The sequence below is a fragment of the Enterovibrio norvegicus FF-33 genome, assembly GCF_000286835.2.
GTDB lineage: Bacteria > Pseudomonadota > Gammaproteobacteria > Enterobacterales > Vibrionaceae > Enterovibrio > Enterovibrio norvegicus_A.
Genome location: NZ_AJYD02000022.1, coordinates 22380 through 40391 on the forward strand (window position 1 = coordinate 22380; position 18012 = coordinate 40391).

Annotated in this window: 21 protein-coding genes; 10 read left to right on the top strand and 11 right to left on the bottom strand. The window is 48.5% G+C overall.

Annotated features, from left to right (window positions below):
- Positions 1–43: 43 nt before the first annotated feature.
- The 3 genes from A1OO_RS06870 to A1OO_RS06875 all read right to left on the bottom strand — a co-directional run bounded on the left by A1OO_RS06870 (position 44) and on the right by A1OO_RS06875 (position 1826).
- The gene (locus tag A1OO_RS06870; RefSeq protein WP_016960933.1) at positions 44–310 is read right to left on the bottom strand and encodes a YihD family protein; all 267 of its coding nucleotides are present in this window, start codon (positions 308–310) and stop codon (positions 44–46) included.
- Between the two features lie 104 nt (positions 311–414).
- Positions 415–579, bottom strand: coding sequence for a hypothetical protein (locus A1OO_RS23555; protein WP_017005308.1), 165 nt, complete (start codon positions 577–579; stop codon positions 415–417).
- A 221-nt stretch (positions 580–800) separates the two neighbouring features.
- Positions 801–1826 (bottom strand): GGDEF domain-containing protein, encoded by a 1026-nt coding sequence (locus A1OO_RS06875; RefSeq protein WP_017005309.1) that lies wholly within the window; start codon positions 1824–1826, stop codon positions 801–803.
- Positions 1827–2006: 180 nt separating this feature from the next.
- On the opposite strand from A1OO_RS06875, the gene A1OO_RS06880 reads away from it, so the two are divergent.
- Positions 2007–2798 carry a sporulation protein gene (locus tag A1OO_RS06880; RefSeq protein ID WP_017005310.1) on the top strand — a complete coding sequence of 264 codons (792 nt, stop codon included), beginning with the start codon at positions 2007–2009 and terminating at the stop codon, positions 2796–2798.
- An 88-nt stretch (positions 2799–2886) separates the two neighbouring features.
- On the top strand, positions 2887–3546 hold the full coding sequence (gene trhA / locus A1OO_RS06885; RefSeq protein WP_016960937.1) for a PAQR family membrane homeostasis protein TrhA: 660 nt from the start codon (positions 2887–2889) through the stop codon (positions 3544–3546).
- Between the two features lie 75 nt (positions 3547–3621).
- Here trhA and A1OO_RS06890 read toward each other — a convergent pair whose 3' ends face one another.
- The 5 genes from A1OO_RS06890 to def all read right to left on the bottom strand — a co-directional run bounded on the left by A1OO_RS06890 (position 3622) and on the right by def (position 9390).
- Entirely contained in the window at positions 3622–5067 is a 1446-nt protein-coding gene (locus A1OO_RS06890) for a TrkH family potassium uptake protein (protein ID WP_026024109.1), read from the bottom strand.
- A gap of 15 nt (positions 5068–5082) precedes the next feature.
- Positions 5083–6459: a Trk system potassium transporter TrkA gene (gene trkA, locus A1OO_RS06895; RefSeq protein ID WP_016960939.1), complete on the bottom strand. Its 1377-nt coding sequence runs from the start codon at positions 6457–6459 to the stop codon at positions 5083–5085.
- A gap of 74 nt (positions 6460–6533) precedes the next feature.
- Positions 6534–7811: a 16S rRNA (cytosine(967)-C(5))-methyltransferase RsmB gene (gene rsmB / locus A1OO_RS06900; RefSeq protein WP_016960940.1), complete on the bottom strand. Its 1278-nt coding sequence runs from the start codon at positions 7809–7811 to the stop codon at positions 6534–6536.
- Between the two features lie 99 nt (positions 7812–7910).
- Positions 7911–8870, bottom strand: a complete 960-nt coding sequence (gene fmt, locus A1OO_RS06905; protein ID WP_016960941.1) for a methionyl-tRNA formyltransferase — start codon at positions 8868–8870, stop codon at positions 7911–7913.
- A 7-nt stretch (positions 8871–8877) separates the two neighbouring features.
- Positions 8878–9390 carry a peptide deformylase gene (def, locus tag A1OO_RS06910; protein ID WP_017005312.1) on the bottom strand — a complete coding sequence of 171 codons (513 nt, stop codon included), beginning with the start codon at positions 9388–9390 and terminating at the stop codon, positions 8878–8880.
- 119 nt (positions 9391–9509) lie between these two features.
- Between def and A1OO_RS06915 the strand changes: the two genes are divergently transcribed.
- Genes A1OO_RS06915 through A1OO_RS06930 form a run of 4 tightly spaced genes read left to right on the top strand, consistent with a single transcriptional unit; the run spans position 9510 to position 12725 of the window.
- Positions 9510–10544, top strand: coding sequence for a LysM peptidoglycan-binding domain-containing protein (locus A1OO_RS06915; protein ID WP_016960943.1), 1035 nt, complete (start codon positions 9510–9512; stop codon positions 10542–10544).
- A 1-nt stretch (position 10545) separates the two neighbouring features.
- A complete protein-coding gene (gene dprA, locus A1OO_RS06920) occupies positions 10546–11643 on the top strand; it encodes a DNA-processing protein DprA (RefSeq protein WP_016960944.1) in 1098 nt (365 codons plus the stop codon).
- A gap of 2 nt (positions 11644–11645) precedes the next feature.
- Entirely contained in the window at positions 11646–12122 is a 477-nt protein-coding gene (locus tag A1OO_RS06925) for a DUF494 family protein (RefSeq protein WP_016960946.1), read from the top strand.
- Between the two features lie 36 nt (positions 12123–12158).
- Entirely contained in the window at positions 12159–12725 is a 567-nt protein-coding gene (locus A1OO_RS06930) for a DNA topoisomerase family protein (protein WP_017005313.1), read from the top strand.
- Between the two features lie 50 nt (positions 12726–12775).
- Here A1OO_RS06930 and A1OO_RS06935 read toward each other — a convergent pair whose 3' ends face one another.
- Positions 12776–13915, bottom strand: coding sequence for a 5-(carboxyamino)imidazole ribonucleotide synthase (locus A1OO_RS06935; protein ID WP_017005314.1), 1140 nt, complete (start codon positions 13913–13915; stop codon positions 12776–12778).
- Positions 13916–13917: 2 nt separating this feature from the next.
- Entirely contained in the window at positions 13918–14403 is a 486-nt protein-coding gene (purE, locus tag A1OO_RS06940) for a 5-(carboxyamino)imidazole ribonucleotide mutase (protein WP_016960949.1), read from the bottom strand.
- Positions 14404–14632: 229 nt separating this feature from the next.
- Between purE and A1OO_RS06945 the strand changes: the two genes are divergently transcribed.
- From A1OO_RS06945 to A1OO_RS06960, 4 genes are read left to right on the top strand one after another with little or no spacing between them, the layout of a single operon-like run.
- On the top strand, positions 14633–15190 hold the full coding sequence (locus A1OO_RS06945) for an L-threonylcarbamoyladenylate synthase (RefSeq protein ID WP_016960950.1): 558 nt from the start codon (positions 14633–14635) through the stop codon (positions 15188–15190).
- Between the two features lie 28 nt (positions 15191–15218).
- Positions 15219–16136: an oxygen-dependent coproporphyrinogen oxidase gene (hemF, locus tag A1OO_RS06950; RefSeq protein ID WP_017005315.1), complete on the top strand. Its 918-nt coding sequence runs from the start codon at positions 15219–15221 to the stop codon at positions 16134–16136.
- Between the two features lie 6 nt (positions 16137–16142).
- The gene (gene aroE, locus A1OO_RS06955; protein ID WP_016960952.1) at positions 16143–16964 is read left to right on the top strand and encodes a shikimate dehydrogenase; all 822 of its coding nucleotides are present in this window, start codon (positions 16143–16145) and stop codon (positions 16962–16964) included.
- A gap of 2 nt (positions 16965–16966) precedes the next feature.
- Entirely contained in the window at positions 16967–17230 is a 264-nt protein-coding gene (locus A1OO_RS06960; protein WP_017005316.1) for a DUF1488 domain-containing protein, read from the top strand.
- Here A1OO_RS06960 and A1OO_RS06965 read toward each other — a convergent pair.
- Positions 17227–17766: a gamma carbonic anhydrase family protein gene (locus A1OO_RS06965; RefSeq protein WP_017005317.1), complete on the bottom strand. Its 540-nt coding sequence runs from the start codon at positions 17764–17766 to the stop codon at positions 17227–17229. The two genes, A1OO_RS06960 and A1OO_RS06965, sit on opposite strands and share 4 nt — an antisense overlap.
- Positions 17767–18012 lie beyond the last annotated feature (246 nt).

The window sequence follows — 18012 nt, forward strand, 5'->3', positions numbered from 1 at the left end:
AACCCAAAGGCTTCGCTTTTCTGTCCGGTATTCTGACTGGCTTTTAGCTAATGATGCCACGCGCTCGTAAGATGGCGGTTTTGAAGTCATTCTCGCAATCTTTAGCAAGGCCTGGGATCATTTCATCTTTGTTGCTGTTACGCATTTTCAGATGATAGATCAGCACGTCATCGGTCAGATCTTCCAGTTTTCCCACATACCCAGCTTCTTGTGCCAATCTGCCGATCATCTCAATCAGATTCAACTCAGGCTCTTTTTGCCATTCAGGGTGAAGCAATTCGATCAGTTCGTTTACGCGATGACATTTCATTGAAGACTCCAAAAAAAGTGAGCAATTAGCCTTAGTTTTTATGTGTCTTACAGTACCAGATTCATGTTGTGCAGACCACGTTGGCATGAATATGTGGTGTCCGATTAGGCCGCTTCACCCGTTGGAACTTCGCTATTGATGGGGATTGGACGGACTAACGTCAGATCTGGAGTAGTGTTGACCTCAGGCTTGGCTTTGAAGCGAGGCGCGAAAGAGGTTGAACGCATACGTGCAGGAGTACGGGTAACACGAATAGTAGCAGGGCGCATTTATTGGGGTTCTCATTCATTGCGCATCCATGACGAGTATCAAATACAAAGTGACGTCAGGGATTCCGTTGGCTGCTAGCCTTACTGCGTGTTCACTCTGGAGTGTAATTTTCGCGCGGAGTATAACGAAAAATAACTGATGAAAAAAGCAGCAATTGAAAAATAATTAAGGCGGCATCACGCCACCTTAATTATTTTTATGCCACGCTTTGGTGAGCCCTTTACGCAATGGGCATGACGCGGTTTCTTCCTAAGCTTTTTGCTTCATATAACAACGCATCGGCGCGACCAATTAAGCTTTTAATTTTTTCACCATTTTCGAATTGCGCGACACCGATGGACATGGAAATATTATCGAGTTTCTTACCGGTTTTTTTATCTTTGATAACGAGTCTGTCGATGCTGGCTCTGATGGTTTCAGCGACGCGACACGCACCATTGAGTTGACGATTGGGCACTAAAATAGCGAACTCTTCTCCTCCATAGCGAAAAGCTTGGATGCCTTCGCGACAGTAATCGGATAAGCGTTTGGCTGTGAGTTTCAATACCTGATCGCCCATCAGGTGCCCGTAGGTGTCGTTGAAACTTTTAAAATGGTCGAGATCGCAGATCAGCAATGAAAACCCTTTTGGTGGCGGTTTACTTGCAAGCGCATCCAGTTCAGCGTCAAAGGCTCGGCGATTGAACAGCCCAGTCAACGCATCGTTTAGCGCCTCTTCATTGGCTTGTGCCAGCGTTTCTTTCAGTCGTTCAATCTCTTTTTGCGCATCGGCAAGTTGGTTCTTGAAAAAGCTGGTGGATTGACGAATTTGGTTCGACCCTTTGACCGCACTGCGAACAACAGCAATCGTTTCATCCATTGACAATGTTTCTTCGCCAACACGTGCCAATTGAGAGAAGGTTTTGTCCAGCGTACTTTGGAATGTGTCTGTGTCTTTGAGGGTGTCTTGCATGGTGTTGCCCATTTCTAGCGCTAACGCTTGCAAGCTTTGTTGAAAGTCGTCGGCCTCTTTGACTTTCTTATCGGCGAAATGAGATTGATACAGTTGGTCACATTGTACTTCGCTCAGTGTTCCCGTCGCGTGAATTGACTCATTAATCTCTTTCGATAGATCGGTGTCAGCGTCGGCCACATAGGTGTACCACAACGCGTAGTTTGTGGGTGTCGCAGACACTTGATATTTCATCAGCAAAGGAACGACTTTCTTTAAATATCCTGTAGATAGCGCAAAATTATCTTTAGACATGGCTGGCTTATTCTCCGTTCTATCATGCGAGCGAAACGATGCCGCTAATTACCAGTTTTATAAGCTTAGTAGAATTTAGGGGGATGCTGTGACAGCAACACCATTAACGTATGTCTACACTGAGCAAAAATGGTTTTTGTGTGAGGGATCTAGCGATGAATAGGACAAGGAGGCGTCATCATGGGATGGTTTAAGAAAGCGTTGGCAAAAGTGGGCGTCGGCAGCGCCCAGATCGCATTGGTTTTGCCTAAAACATCGTTCGCTCAGGGCGAATCAACATCGGCCACAGTTTTAGTCACTGGGGGTAATACTCGCCAGCAGATTGATACTTTATCGTTTGAGCTTCGTTGTGATTATATGGGGTGGGAGCAGCTTCGCTCGAACGGAGAGCAAGGTCAAAAGCGCCAGAAACGGCGGATGACACATTCTTTGGTTAAATGGCGACTGCCGGATACCTTTGCGCTTGAAGCGGGAGAGCAGAGACAATTCGATACCCAGTTTCAAATCCCATTGGACACGCCTTTATCGATGGGGGATGGAAAGATATGGATGGTGGGCAATCTTGACATTCCCATGGCGAAAGATGCGTCCTGTGAGGTTTTTCTGACCGTCACACCCGATGCGCTGTTGAATGCGGTGTTTGACGGATTTGAACAAGCAGGTTTACGCATTGAAAAGGTCAGCAACCAAGATGTTGAACTGGCCTCTTTGCCTTTTGAGCAACGAATGACTTTGGTGCCAGTGTCTGGCCGATTGATGGAAAGCTTGCGACGCGTTGAGTTGGTGGCGTCTCGAGATACTGAGGGATTGCAGTTGGCGCTAATGTTATCGCGACAAGGTGAAGGAGTCGGTGATGCCTTAGGGCGTTTGGTGGGGGCGAATAAAGTGAAACGCGCGTTGACGATTCCTCATGATGCTTCACCCGTGCAAATCACTAAGCACATTGAGGCGTTTTTGGACAAAATCGAATAATATTTTAAGCTTACACGTGTACGCTTAAATGTGTCATACTCATTATCAGCCTCACTTAAGTCGTTTTATTTAGAAGGATGATTGTCCAATGACGACCTGTGTATCTGACACTCCCTCGTATTCGGTTAAAGAAGAAATTGCCAGTAGCATTAGCCATGGGCTAGGTGTCTTGTTCGGTGCTGTTGCACTCATATTACTGCTGGTCAAAGCGGTTGACGCGCACGCCGATGTGCTAAGTATTGTGAGTTATAGCGTCTATGGTGCCAGTATCATTATTTTGTACTTGGCCTCGACCTTGTATCACGCCATTCCTTTTGAAAAATTCAAACGCGCGCTTAAGACTTTCGACCACTGCGCTATCTATTTACTGATAGCCGGGACCTATACCCCGTTTCTGCTGATAAGTTTGCGCACGCCCCTAGCGATGGGTTTGATGGCGCTGATTTGGGGTATTGCATTGGTGGGCATCGTAATGAAAATTGCGTTTGTTTACCGCTTTGAATCCTTATCACTCTTTACTTACTTAGCCATGGGGTGGCTGTCGCTCGTGGTGGTTTATCAGTTGGCGGATGTGGTCCCGACAGCAGGATTGGTTTTGTTAGCATTGGGCGGCGTGGTGTATTCCCTCGGTGTGATTTTCTACGTCAAACCTTCCATTCCCTATAATCATGCTATCTGGCATTTATTTGTGTTGGGTGGGACAGTGCTTCATTTTCTCGCCATCTATTGGTATGTCACGCCCGTTTAAGCTTTTAGAAAGCCATTAACAATCAGAAAAGGCGAGAGAGTAGAATCTCTCGCTTTCTCATTTTTTATGGCATGGTTAATCGCGCCAAAAGGCCGGAAACAACAATACAAGTACTGTCAGAATTTCCAACCGCCCCATGAGCATGCCAATGCAAAGCGCCCATTTTGCAGTGTCAGACAGACTGGCAAAATTGCCGGTTGGGCCAATGATGTTACCCATGCCAGGACCAACATTGGCAACGGCAGTCATGGCGCCGCTAAGGCTAGTAATTCCATCCAAACCTGTCGCTGCCAGTACCATTGCAACCACTAAGATGGTGAACAGGTAGGTGATGGCGAATGCCACCACTGAACGCACGATATCTTCATTGACGGGCCTGCCGTTGTAACGCTGAATAAATACACCGGATGGGTGAACCAGTTGTTGAATGTGTTTTTTTAACAGTGCTAATGCCACCTGAAAACGGAAAATTTTCGCTCCGCCTGCCGTTGAACCAGAGCAACCGCCCACGATTAACATAAACGCAAAAATGACCGAAGCAAACGGGCCCCATGCCGTGAAGTCATCTAACCCAAATCCTGTTGTGGTGACGACCGAGACGATGTTGAACGTGGAGACGCGAATTGCATCGGCAATGGCGTAGCTTTTGTATGTCACTAGCCAGATGCTCACCATCGTAGAGGTGGCGAGCACGAGGTAGGTAAAGCCACGGATCTGAGCGTCATTGATGACCAAGGATGCATCACGTCGACGCAGAGATTGCATCATGAGCAAGAAAGGCAATCCGCCCGCAAACATGAACACCGTCCCTACCCATTGCGCGGAATGAGAGAAACGGTTCATTGACGCATCAGACGTAGAATAGCCGCCTGTAGATATCGTTGTCATGGCGTGGTTAAGCGCCTGAAAGGGAGTCATACCTGTTAGCCAGTAAGCGAGAAAGCAAAGTACCGATAAGAACAGGTACACTTTCATGATACTGGTCGCGACGTTTTTGGTGCGAGGGCTGGATTTTGCCGACCAGTCTGACGATTCAGTTTGAAACAATCGCATGCCACCCACATTCAAAAACGGCAAGATCGCCACGCCCATCACGATAAAGCCGACGCCGCCAAGCCATTGTAATATTGAGCGCCAGAGCAAAATGGCGGGCGCCATTTTGTCGAGATGGCTTAATACCGTTGAGCCTGTCGTTGTAATGCCTGACATGGTCTCGAAATACGCATCGGTAAAGCTGATGTGGTTGATAAACACAAACGGTAGTGCTGCAAAGGCACTGGCGATCAGCCACACCAATGTGGTGATGACAAACATGTCTCGGGCATTGAGTCGAAAATTATCTGTTTTGCCAAGCGTTAAGCAAAGGAAGGCGGCAACATGAGTGATGATGACCGCGAGGCCAAAATCAAGAAACCCTGGTGTGCCCGTAAAAAACGCGGTCAGGGTTGGGACGTACATGAAAAGGGCGATCTTTGATAAGACCAACCCGATAACAAACAGTACGGGTCTGAAATTAACCATGCATAGTTCGGCGTATTAGAGGAAGAATGGACTTGGCTGGAACAGCCTTTCCACATCCGGGATATACTTCTTATCCACCAAGAACATCACCACATGGTCGTCTTGCTGAATAACCGTTTTATCATGAGCGATCAGAACTTCGTCTTCTCGAACAATGGCGCCAATAGTGGTACCTGGTGGCAATTTAATGTCCCCAATGGCACGACCAACGACTTTTGATGTGTTGGAATCACCGTGTGCAATGGCTTCAATCGCTTCGGCTGCACCGCGACGAAGTGACGACACGTTGACGATGTCTGCTTTACGAACGTGAGTCAGTAAGGCCGATATGGTTGCTTGCTGCGGCGAAATCGCAATATCAATGGCTCCACCTTGCACGAGATCCACATAGGCGCTGCGCTGAATCAGTACCATGACTTTCTTGGCACCTAAACGTTTTGCCAGCATGGCTGACATGATATTGGCTTCATCTTCGTTGGTCACTGCGATAAACACATCAATCTGATCGATATGCTCTTCACTCAACAACTCTTGATCCGACGCATCACCACAAAAAACGATGGTGTTTTCGAGTATCTCGGACAACTGTTCAGCGCGTCGAGGGCTGCGCTCAATCAGCTTCACGCTGTAAGCACGTTCTAAGCTGCGCGCAAGTCCTGCGCCAATGTTGCCGCCCCCAACAATCATGATGCGCTTATAAGGCTTTTCAAGACGCTGGAGCTCACTCATCACGGAGCGAATGTGGTTACTGGCCGCGACAAAAAACACTTCATCATCCGCTTCAATGATGGTGGTGCCTTGCGGACGAATAGGACGGTCGCGGCGAAATATAGCGGCAACACGGGTATCAACGTGAGGCATGTGCTCACGCAAAGCGGACAGTGCATTCCCCACCAGCGGGCCACCGTAATAAGCTTTGACTGCGACAAGGCCGACTTTGTTATCGGCAAAGTTCACCACTTGCAACGCACCCGGGTATTCAATTAAGCGATGAATATACCTTGTTACCAACTCTTCTGGCGCAATCAGGTGATCGACCGGACAGGCATCGGTTTGGAATAGCTGCTCTTTAGCAGCGAGGTACTCAGGGCTTCGGATCCGCGCAACGCGATTGGGGGTGTTGTAGAGGGTAAAAGCGACTTGGCAAGCAATCATGTTGGTTTCGTCGGAGTTGGTTACCGCAACCAGCATGTCGGCATCCTGCGCGCCGGCTTCTAACAGTGTAGATGGATGGCTGGCATAACCTTGAACGACGCGTAAATCGTATTTGTCTTGTAGCTCTCTGAGGCGCTCAGGGTTTTTATCGACAATGGTAATGTCATTATTTTCGCCAACCAGATTTTCGGCCAATGTACCGCCGACTTGTCCAGCCCCCAAGATGATAATTTTCATAACGTCTGCCTGAACCTCAGTTCATGTTTTATTGGTTTTTACGGGTGGGCGTTGCCGCACCCGCATTGGCACCACTACGCTTTTGTTAGTTCCGCGTAATAGAATCCATCCATGTTTTCTTGTCCCGGCAAAATTTGGCGACCGGGTTTGTCAACAGTGCCTGTTTTTAGCGTTGCATCACGGGTGCGAGCAAGAAATGCTGTCACTTGTTCGCTGTTTTCTTGTGGTGTGATAGAGCAGGTTGCGTAGACCATGGTGCCACCTGACTTTAACTGCGCCCACATGGCGTCCATGATTTCGGATTGCAACGTGACAAGCTGTGCAATATCGTCAGCGCGTCGCAGCCATTTGATGTCTGGGTGGCGACGTATCACACCCGTCGCGGAACATGGCGCGTCAAGCAGGATACGATCAAACTGTTCACCCTGCCACCAGTCAGCAGGATAACGTGCATCCCCGCATATCACCTGTGCATTGAGTTGCAAACGTTGGAGGTTCTCTTTCACGCGCAGTAAGCGGGTGGCGTCGACATCCATCGCAACAACCTTCGCATCCGCTTGGTGTTCAAGAATATGGCAGGTTTTTCCACCCGGTGCGGCGCAACAATCCAAAATCAGCTCGCCAGATTGCGGCTTGAGATAATTGATTGAAAGCTGGGCGGCAGCATCTTGAACAGACACCCAACCATCAGCAAAGCCTGGCAGCGCTGTCACATCACACGGTGAGGCAAGCTTGAGTGCGTCTTCGGCTTCTGAGTGAATATCGGTGTCGATGCCTATGTCTGTCAGCAGTGCGCGGTAGCTATCTCGGGTGTGATGAGTACGGTTAACGCGAAGCCACATTGGGGCTTTCTCGTGATTAGCTTCAACAACCTGTTCCCATTGATCTGGATAGGCGTTTTGCAACAGCTTCAACAACCAACCGGGGTGGCCATATTTACCGGCGTCGTGCGTGACAGCGGCGGTATCCAATGCTTCTTGGTTGCGTTGGTAGCTGCGCAATACGGCGTTAACCAGGCCGCGAAGCTGAGGCTTTTTAAGTACTTTGGTGGCATCGACTGTCTCGGCAACAGCAGCATGTGGCGGTATACGCATGAAGCTTATTTGGTAAAGCCCCACCAAGATCAGGTGGTGGAACACACGTTGTTTTCCCTTCAACGGTTTGTCCATCAGACTTTGGGTGATGGATTCAAGGCGCGGAAGCCAGCGCAGTACGCCGTAGCAGATTTCTTGCAACAGTGCGCCATCTCGCGGTGCCACTTTTTGCTGAGCAGGTGGCAGAACCGCAGACAGCGATTGTCCTTGATCGACCACCTGATAGATAACCTGTGCAGCGACAGCTCTTACATTCATTAAGGTACCTTTGTCAGGAAGTCACGCGCTGTGATAAGACAGCGCGTGATGAAAAGTGTTACTAACCACTAAAAAAGGCCAGCAAGCTGGCCTCCGGCATTACAGGATATTGCCAGGTTCAAACCAGTCGCGGCGAGAGTTCAACATGTCTGCTGCACTCATGGCTTTCTTGCCCGGAGGCTGGATTGACGTTAGACATAGCACACCGTTACCCGTGGCAACGCGAATGCCTTTTTTGTCTGCCGACAAGATGGTACCAGGGACACTTGTGCTTTCGTCCGTCTCGACGTCGGCATCCCATACTTTGATGTTGTGCTCGCCCTGATCGTTGACGGTCAGGGTGAAATAGCTCACAGGCCATGGATTGAAAGCGCGAATGCAGCGTTCAATCTCAACGGCACTCATGCTCCAGTCGATCTGTGCTTCTTCTTTGCTCAGCTTCTTGGCGTAGTTTGCCAGTTCGTCATTTTGCTTTTCAGCGACAGCTTTATCCGCTGCAATATCATCCAAGCAATGAACCAATGCGTCAGGTCCAAGTTCCGCCAATCTTTGATAAAGCGTGGCACTGGTTTCTTTTGGATCAATGCTCAGGGTTGCGATTTTTAGCATATCGCCAGTATCTAAGCCTTCATCCATTTGCATGATGGTGACACCGGTTTCGGTATCGCCTGCCCAGATAGCGCGCTGAATAGGCGCAGCACCACGCCAGCGTGGCAAGATAGAACCATGCACGTTGATGCAACCAAGGCGTGGCGTATCGAGTACCACTTTTGGCAATAGCAGGCCATAAGCAACCACCACCATGATATCGGCATCAATCGCGGCTAATTCTTGCTGCGCGTCTTCGGCTTTTAAGCTTGCTGGCTGATAAACCGGGATGTTGTGTTCTTGTGCGAGGACTTTTACGGGACTAGCCGTCAGTTTTTTTCCTCGACCAGCAGGACGATCTGGCTGGGTATACACCGCAACCACATCATGGTGCGAAGACAACAACGCCGCCAGATGAAGGGCGGCGAAATCCGGCGTGCCGGCAAATGCAATACGTAGTGATTTGCTCAAGGAAACCTCAGTTGGTTTTTTCGTTAGCGCGTTTGATCTTTTCGAGCTTTTGTTTGATGCGCTGTTGCTTTAACGGCGACAGGTAATCAACAAACAGTTTGCCTTCAAGGTGGTCTAATTCGTGTTGTACACAAATAGCCAGCAGATCGTCGGCATCGAATTGATAAGGGTTACCATCGCGGTCGAGCGCTTTCACGGTCACTTCAGATGCACGTGCCACTAACGCTCGTGCGCCAGGAACAGACAGACAGCCTTCTTCAATACCATCTTCACCGCGCTTTTCGATGATCTCAGGGTTGATCAGTACCATCGGCTCGTCGCGCGAATCAGAGATATCAATCACGACAATGCGTTGGTGAACATCAACCTGCGTTGCCGCCAAGCCAATACCTTCTTCGTCGTACATGGTATCTAGCATGTCATCGATGAATTTTTGAATTTCTGGTGTGACGCTTTCTACCGGTTTAGCCACCGTGCGTAGGCGATCGTCCGGGAGGGTTAAAACCTGCAATACACTCATAAACGTCTCTTAAAATTGTTGAACTGTGCCGTATCCGGCTTTGGTAATTGGGCTAATTCTAGACATTTTGCGATTCAAATGACAGCATCCAAATGAAAGTATGCTTTTGGAGACATAGGATGTTTAAAAAGCTCGCCACGCTTTGTTTGGCTTATCTGTTGTCAGCAGCTGCAGCTGCCGCTGTTATTGAGGTATCAAAGGATGCACCGGACAATTATACTGTGCGCAAAGGCGATACCCTTTGGGACATTGCTGGCCTTTATTTGGAAAACCCTTGGCAGTGGCCTCATTTGTGGCAACAAAACCCAGCAATTGAGAACCCCCACCTTATCTATCCAGGTGATGCACTGAGATTGTCATGGGATGAAGGACGACCCGCATTGTCTCTTGCAACGGGTGAACGGCTCACCAAGCAATTGCCGATTAGCTCTGCGTCACAGTCTGTGCTTAAACAGTTTCTGACGTTTGATACGCTGATTGGCGAGGCTGAGTTTGGTCTGGCACCTCGAGTCTTGGGGAGTCAGGATGGTTGGAGTTACATTTCTACGCGAACCCCTTTCTTTATTGATGCATCCGTTGAGTCTGAAAACTGGTTCATTTACCGACCAGTGACAACATTTGAGCGTACTGAAAATGATCAAATGTTGAAGATGATAAGCCTTAAGAAGGTTGCTGAAGCCAAGTTAGTCAGAGTACATGACGATATTTCTGAACTTAAGCTGGTGAAGCAATCTCAAGAAGTCAGACCTAACGACATTCTTTTACCGGCACTGGGTGTAAAAACGGGCAGTGTTTTTCATCCCCAAACGGCACCGAGTGGATTGGAAGGTAATTTGATCGGTCATCTTTATGGCAGTAAGTATGTAGGCCTTCGTCAAATCGTTGTGGTTGATCGGGGTGCAGAGGATGGCGTTAAAGCGGGACATGCGTTATCTGTTCAGCAACCTGGTGCTGTGCTGAAAGGGGTAAAAGGCGACATGCGTTATGAAAGCGGCATTGATAGTGCCGCTGCCCCCGTGTTGACACAACTGCCGGATCAGCGTGCGGGGATGTTGCTGGTCATAAAAAGCTATCCACACTTTAGCTTGGCAATGGTCGTTGATGCTACTCAGCCACTTTCTGCACCTATGCTTGTGACGTCAGCGGAAGGCTAAAATGGATGCATCGCTTGAGTCTTGGTTGCGGCTTGCTGCTGTGCCAAGACTTGGCGGCAATGCCGTCAGTAAAATCATTTGTAAGTACCCGCCAGAAAAACTTGTTGAACTTGAAGATATACACTTAGCGGCACTGGGCTTTAAACCCGCGCAAATTAAAGCGCTTCGTTACCCTGATATGTCAGTCATCGACAAATGCATGACATGGTGTTCTCTGCCGAATAGAGACATTATCAGCCTCACTGATCCGCGTTATCCTTATCTTCTCAAGCAAATCTCCGGTGCACCGCCTCTTTTGTTTGTGGAGGGGAATCCTGACGTTTTATCTTTACCCCAGATAGCTATCGTTGGAAGCCGAGATGCTAGCGCTGAAGGGCTATCGCTTGCGCATGCGTTTGCTCAGTCGCTGGCCGAGCATGATGTGGTGGTAACCAGTGGTTTGGCGCTCGGGATTGATGGTAGAGCGCATCGCGGTGCGCTTGATGCAGGAGGGCGAACCATCGCGGTATTAGGCTCTGGGCTTGAAAAGGTGTACCCTTCCCCCCATCGTGATCTTGCTAAAGATGTCACGTCAAACGGTGCCTTGGTGTCAGAGTTGTGGCCATGGTCACCGCCAAAACCTGCATTTTTTCCGAGAAGAAATCGGATTATCAGCGGTCTTTCTACAGGTGTACTTGTTGTTGAAGCTGCACTGAAAAGTGGCTCATTGATCACCGCACGCCTTGCGCTTGAGCAAGGGCGCGACGTTTTTGCGCTACCAGGTTCAATACACAATCCTCATGCTAAAGGCAGTAACGGGCTTATTAAGCAGGGCGCATTTTTAGTGGAATCTGTTGATGAGATTTTAGAACAGGTGGGTGCGCTAGCGGGTTGTGCAATTAACCATCAATTAGACGTGGCACAGGCTCAAGTTTTACAAGAAGAATTGCCATTTCCTGAACTGTTGGCTAACGTAGGAAATGAAGCAAGGTGTGTCGATGTGCTTGCAGAAATCTGCGATCAACCCGTTCACGAAATCATGATGAAGTTGTTAGAACTAGAGCTACTGGGGCTTGTATCCGCAGTACCCGGTGGCTATGTCAGAGCGAGGAGGGGATAGCCATGATGGACATCTTAATGTACCTGTTTGAAACTTACATCCATAGTGATGTCGAGTTGCTGGTAGATCAGGACGAATTGGCTGATGAACTCTCCAGAGCAGGGTTTCATCAGGACGATATATATAAAGCGCTGAACTGGCTGGAGAAGCTGGCGCTATTGCAAGACGCCGACAAGACCCCTTATTTAACGGGGAGTGCGTTGACCTCGGTTCGTATCTTTACGCCAAAAGAAATGGATCGTCTGGATACTGAAAGCCGCGGATTCTTGATATTTCTGGAACAAATTAGCGTGCTGAGTCCAGAAACCCGTGAGATGGTCATTGATCGTGTGATGGAATTGGAAACGCAGGAATTCGCATTAGATGACTTGAAATGGGTGATCTTGATGGTGCTGTTCAACGTGCCAGGTAATGAGCGCGCGTATGATCAGATGGAAGACCTGCTGTATAGCACAGCAGAAGACGAGTACCTTCACTAAGGCTACTCTCCTATAAGTTTTTGAGGCTAATCTGTTTTGGCTGGAAAAATTGATGAATCGCTTTTCAGTGCGCATGAACATGCACTGGAGCAAGAAGAACGCTGCCCACAATGTGGCAGCGTTCTTGTTATTAGGCACAGTAAACGTGGACCGTTTAAAGCATGCTCTGCGCACCCTGACTGTGACTTTACTGAATCACTAAACCACAATGATGGCCATGTGGTGAAGGCGCTCGGGTTGCCGTGCCCTGAATGTAGCAGTGAACTCGTGTTGCGTCAGGGTCGTTTTGGCATGTTCATCGGCTGCTCATCGTATCCGGTGTGTCAGCATATTGAGAAGCGTGATCAGGCACCTGAAGGTGGTGATGGGATAGATGTCGCGTGCCCAGAGTGTAAGACGGGTGCTTTGCATGAGAAGAAGTCGCGCTTTGGAAAAGTCTTTTATGCCTGTGATGGCTACCCAAAGTGCAAGTTCGCTGTCAACCTTAAGCCCATTAAAGGCGTATGCGAGATTTGCGGTTACCCGTTGTTGCTCGAGAAGACATTGGCGGCGGGAGCGTTTAAGGTTTGTGCCAGCAAGAAATGCCAGCAAAAGCAGGGTTAGCTTTTGTGCTAGCTTTCAGTGAAATAAAAGCCGCATTTGCGGCTTTTATTTTATTTGCTTAGCGAAGATGCGGCATCTTTTAATGCTGGGAATTCATTTTCTGCCAGCAGTGATGTGAGATCTTTCAATATAATACTCAGCTCGGCGGTTGTGTCTGCACAGACATTGATGTGACCGATTTTACGTCCCGGACGTGGCGCTTTGTCGTACCAATGCACATGTGCAATACGCATAACTTCGTCAGGTACTGTCACTTCACCAACGATGTTGATCATGGCTGTGGGGCGAATGCGGGCAGCACTGCCGAGTGGCAAATTGCAAACTGCGCGCAGATGATTTTCAAACTGGCAAACTTCCGCGCCTTGTTGTGTCCAATGGCCTGAGTTGTGCACTCGGGGCGCAATTTCGTTTACCATCAATGTGCCGTTAACATCAAAGAACTCTATTGCTAACACGCCGACATAATCGAGAGCGTCTGCCACGGCTTTAAACATGGCTTCGGCTTGAGTTTGCAACGCCTCGTTTTCACCCGCTGCAACGGAAACACTCAAAATACCATCGGTATGGATATTTTCTGTCAGCGGATACACTTCAAGCTCACCGTTCGCGTTGCGAGCGCCAATCAATGACACTTCACGATCAAACGGTACGAACTCTTCAGCAATGACACACTGACGATCACCTTGATGGGATGCTTGCAAAAATGCAGCGATATCTCGCCAATTAGGCTCTATATCATCAAGGGATTTTAAGCGCCATTGCCCTTTACCATCGTAGCCATCAAGGGCGCTTTTCACGATCATTGGTACACCGATGGTGCTCAGCGCTGTATCAAAATCTTCACGGTTTTGGATGGTGTGATAACGTGCATTGTTGACGCCTGCTTTGTCGAGCAAAGCTTTTTCCTTGCGGCGATCACCACCGGTCAGAATCGCTTCTTCTCCAGGAGAGAACTTTCCGCTGGCCTGACAGATGCTAAGAATATCAGGCGCGATATGCTCGAACTCGGCAGTGATAATATCAGCGCCTGCAATCCCGTTTTCTAATCCATGACCCAGCACTTCGAGTGTGACAGGGTGAACCAGATTGCCACTTCGTACATCATACGCGCTAACTTTTAGATTTAGCGGGGCTCCTGCTAACGCCATCATTCGTGCCAGTTGCCCAGCACCTAGAACCAGCACATTCATGATTAACCTACCGACGGGTCAGGGTGAGCCAGAACCGTTTCTGTTTGGGTTTGGCGGAAGTTATCGATTTTGCTCATTAGGGCGTCATCGCTGGTTGCGAGAATTTGTGCGGCTAGAAGGCCTGCATTGGCTGCACCTGCATCACCAATTGCAAGGGTGCCAACCGCAACACCTTTTGGCATTTGTACGATAGAAAGCAGTGAATCCATGCCTTTCAATGCTTTTGACTGAACAGGTACACCCAAAACAGGAAGACTGGTAAATGCAGCGGTCATACCAGGGAGGTGCGCTGCGCCGCCAGCACCGGCAATGATAACTTTTATGCCACGAGAAGCAGCATTGTTGGCATACTCTGCAAGCAGTTGAGGGGTTCGGTGGGCTGAAACCACCTTGGTTTCATACGCAACGCCAAAGTGATCCAGCATGTCTGCTGCGTTTTTCATGGTTGGCCAATCGGATTTTGAACCCATGATGATGCCGACTTTCATATCTGCTCCTGTAACTACCGTGTACTGCGAAGTGGAATTGCGCGTCATTATATCGGTAAAAATCCGCAAGGAAAACGTTTGCGTCCGTGCATTTCGCTACAAGCTTACTTGTTTAGGGTGGAATAAAAATTAACGAGTGTGTTTCGATGTGTGACAAAAATGTTGAGAATGACATTGGTAATTAGTCATAGTATGGCGAATTTCGAAATGCCTGATTAGGAGAGAAACCTTGGCGAATGTTGAACAGTGTGTCGCTGCATTGGCGCGCGGTGAGGTGATAGCGTACCCGACAGAAGGTGTATTTGGCGTTGGTTGCGACCCTGATAATGTACAAGCGGTACAAGCGTTGCTGTCGGTCAAAGAGCGAATTAAAGCTAAGGGCTTAATCTTAATCGCTGCGAACTTGGCGCAGTTAGACGGTTATATTGACCTCGATGCTTTGAGTGATAGTGTCAAAGCGGATGTGCTGGCCACTTGGCCTGGCCCTGTGACCTGGGTGATGCCTGCGGGCAAAAACATCACGGATTGGGTGACGGGCCAGTTTGACACTGTTGCCGTGCGTGTGTCTGATCACCCTGATGTTCAGGCATTGTGCGTTGCTTATGGAAAACCAATCACATCGACCAGTGCCAACTTGAGCGGTAAAGAGCCTTGTCGAACCGTTGAAGAGGTCGTTAACCAGCTTGGCGATCGCGTACCGTGTGTGTTGAATGGAATAATTGGTGGACGTGATAAGCCAACCGAGATCCGCGATGCGCGTTCTGGTAAGGTGCTACGTCAAGGCTGAATAAGTTAGTAATAAAGAAGGAATTAACGTGCCAAACCTCCCTCAGCAAGTAGATAAAGAAGCTGTAAAGCGCTTTTTACTGTCGCTTCAGGATTCTATCTGTGCTGCATTAGAGCAAGAAGATGGTGTTGCCATATTTCAGGAAGATGCATGGCAAAGAGAAGCTGGGGGCGGAGGTAAAAGTCGCGTATTGCGCGAGGGCGCTGTTTTTGAACAGGCGGGCGTGAATTTTTCGCATGTGTTCGGTGACAAGATGCCAGGATCCGCAACCGCACATCGTCCAGAACTTGCTGGTCGAAGCTTCGAAGCGATGGGGGTGTCTTTAGTTGTTCATCCAAACAACCCTCATGTACCGACGTCTCATGCTAACGTTCGTTTCTTTATCGCAGAAAAAGAAGGTGAAGACCCAGTATGGTGGTTTGGTGGTGGCTTTGACTTGACCCCATTCTATCCAGTTGAAGAGGATTGTGTTCACTGGCACCAAACCGCCAAAGCAATTTGTGCGCCATTTGGCGATGATGTTTACCAAGAACACAAGGCGTGGTGTGATCGCTACTTCTTCTTACCGCATCGCAACGAAACGCGTGGTGTAGGCGGCCTCTTTTTTGATGATTTAAATAGCTGGGGTTTTGATGCCTCGCTTAATTATATAGAAGCGGTGGGTCAAGGCTTCCTTGATGCCTATTTGCCTATTGTCCAAAAACGTAAAGACACAGAATACGGAGAGCGAGAGCGACAGTTTCAGCTTTATCGTCGTGGTCGCTATGTTGAATTTAATCTTGTGTATGACCGTGGCACATTATTCGGTCTACAAAGTGGCGGACGCACTGAATCCATCTTAATGTCGATGCCACCTCTCGTCAGATGGCAATACGGTTTTGAGCCAGAAGTGGGCTCTGCAGAAGAAAAGCTCTATACCGAATATTTAACACCAAGGGACTGGTAAGCACGAATGGATAAGTACGTCGTTGTTGGTAATCCGATATCACACAGTAAATCCCCTTTTATACACACATTGTTTGCGCGCCAGACAGCTCAGCAGATGACGTACGAAATGTTTGAAGCACCTATTGGCGAATTTAACCAAGCTATAACGGCTTTTTTTGCCTCGGGCGGAAAGGGCTGTAATGTCACTGTGCCATTCAAAGAAGATGCTTTTGCTTTTGCAACCATGCTGACTGAGCGCGCTAAGCTAGCAGGCGCGGTAAATACCCTGAAAAAGCTCGACGACGGTGGCATCCTTGGTGACAACACTGATGGTGAAGGTTTGGTGCAAGATTTATTGAGTCATCATGTCCAGCTTGAAGGCGCCAACATCTTATTGTTGGGAGCCGGCGGTGCGGCAAGAGGGGTGATATTACCTTTGCTTAAGCATGATCCTGCCTCGTTGGTTGTCGCGAATCGCACAGCCAGTAAAGCATTAACCTTGTCTGAATTATTTTCAGAACATGGGAATGTCTCAGCCAAGGCATTCGATGAGCTAGAAGGCTCAGCATTTGATGTCATCATCAATTCAACGTCCGCGAGCCTATCGGGTGACCATCCCAATATCCCTTCTTCTGTTATTGTTGAAAATACCATTGTCTATGACATGGTGTATGGTGCAGGCTTAACGAGCAGTAACCAATGGGCTAAGGCGCAAGGTGCCTCTCGCGTTATTGATGGTTTGGGTATGTTGGTGGGACAAGCTGCCGAAAGTTTCACTATATGGCGTGGTCTTAGACCCGGAACGACTCAGGTATTAAGGGAGCTTCGCCGTAACTTGGCGGATTAGTGATGAATCAAAGTATTATTTTCGCCGATGATCAGCGCATAAGTGCTGACAGGCAGGCGGTGCATTTCGATGCTCAACAGTCTGGAGTTATGATCCCTTGTTTCGTTGCTATTGCGGATCTGCAAAAGCATCATCAGGGTGAGTTAACATCAGAAAAAGCGATACTGGATGTTTTTAGTCAGTATCGCTTCGATTATGAAGACCTAGCGCAAGAGGCAATTGAAGCTGAAGACATCAATGAGCGCGGGGAGGTTTGGGTCAGTTAGCTTTCAGCTAAATACTCGTTCTTCGTTGCTACATAGTTGTCAGAGGATTTTTGCAAGAACGCTCGTTCTGCTTCTCTCAATGGGCGAGCTTGTTTCACTGGGCTACCGACATAAAGATATCCTGATTCGAGACGCTTCCCTGGTGGCACCAGACTGCCTGCTCCAATCATCACATTATCTTCGATGATGACGCCATCCAATACGATAGCACCCATTCCGACCAGTACATTATTCCCAATCGTGCAGCCATGCAGCATCACTTTATGACCAACAGTAACGTCATTACCAATAATGAGGGGATAGCCTTCAGGGTTATCATTGTTCTTGTGGGTCACGTGTAATACCGAACCATCCTGAATATTGGTACGATCACCGAGACGAATGTGGTTAACGTCACCACGAGCTGCGACAAAAGGCCAGATACTTACATCATTACCTAAAGCAATGTCGCCAACTAAGACGGATGTTGGATCGATATAAACTCGAGCGCCAACCTGAGGGAAGATACCTTTATAGCTGCGAAGTACAGAAGTCATCATGATTTCCTGACGGGATATATGAATCTCAGATTATCTCGATGGCCAGAAGAGTGCAATTCTTCAGCGGTTTAATGTGATTTAGTGGTCTTTAGAGCGAAAATCGACCGAACGGGTCGTTTTGGATGAAAACCTGCAATAAAGCCCTTGCCAAGATCTCAAACCTCCCTATAATGCGACCTCACTGACACGGAGAGAGACTTCCAAACTAGGAAATACTCACCCAATCAGTACGGCGAAAACGGC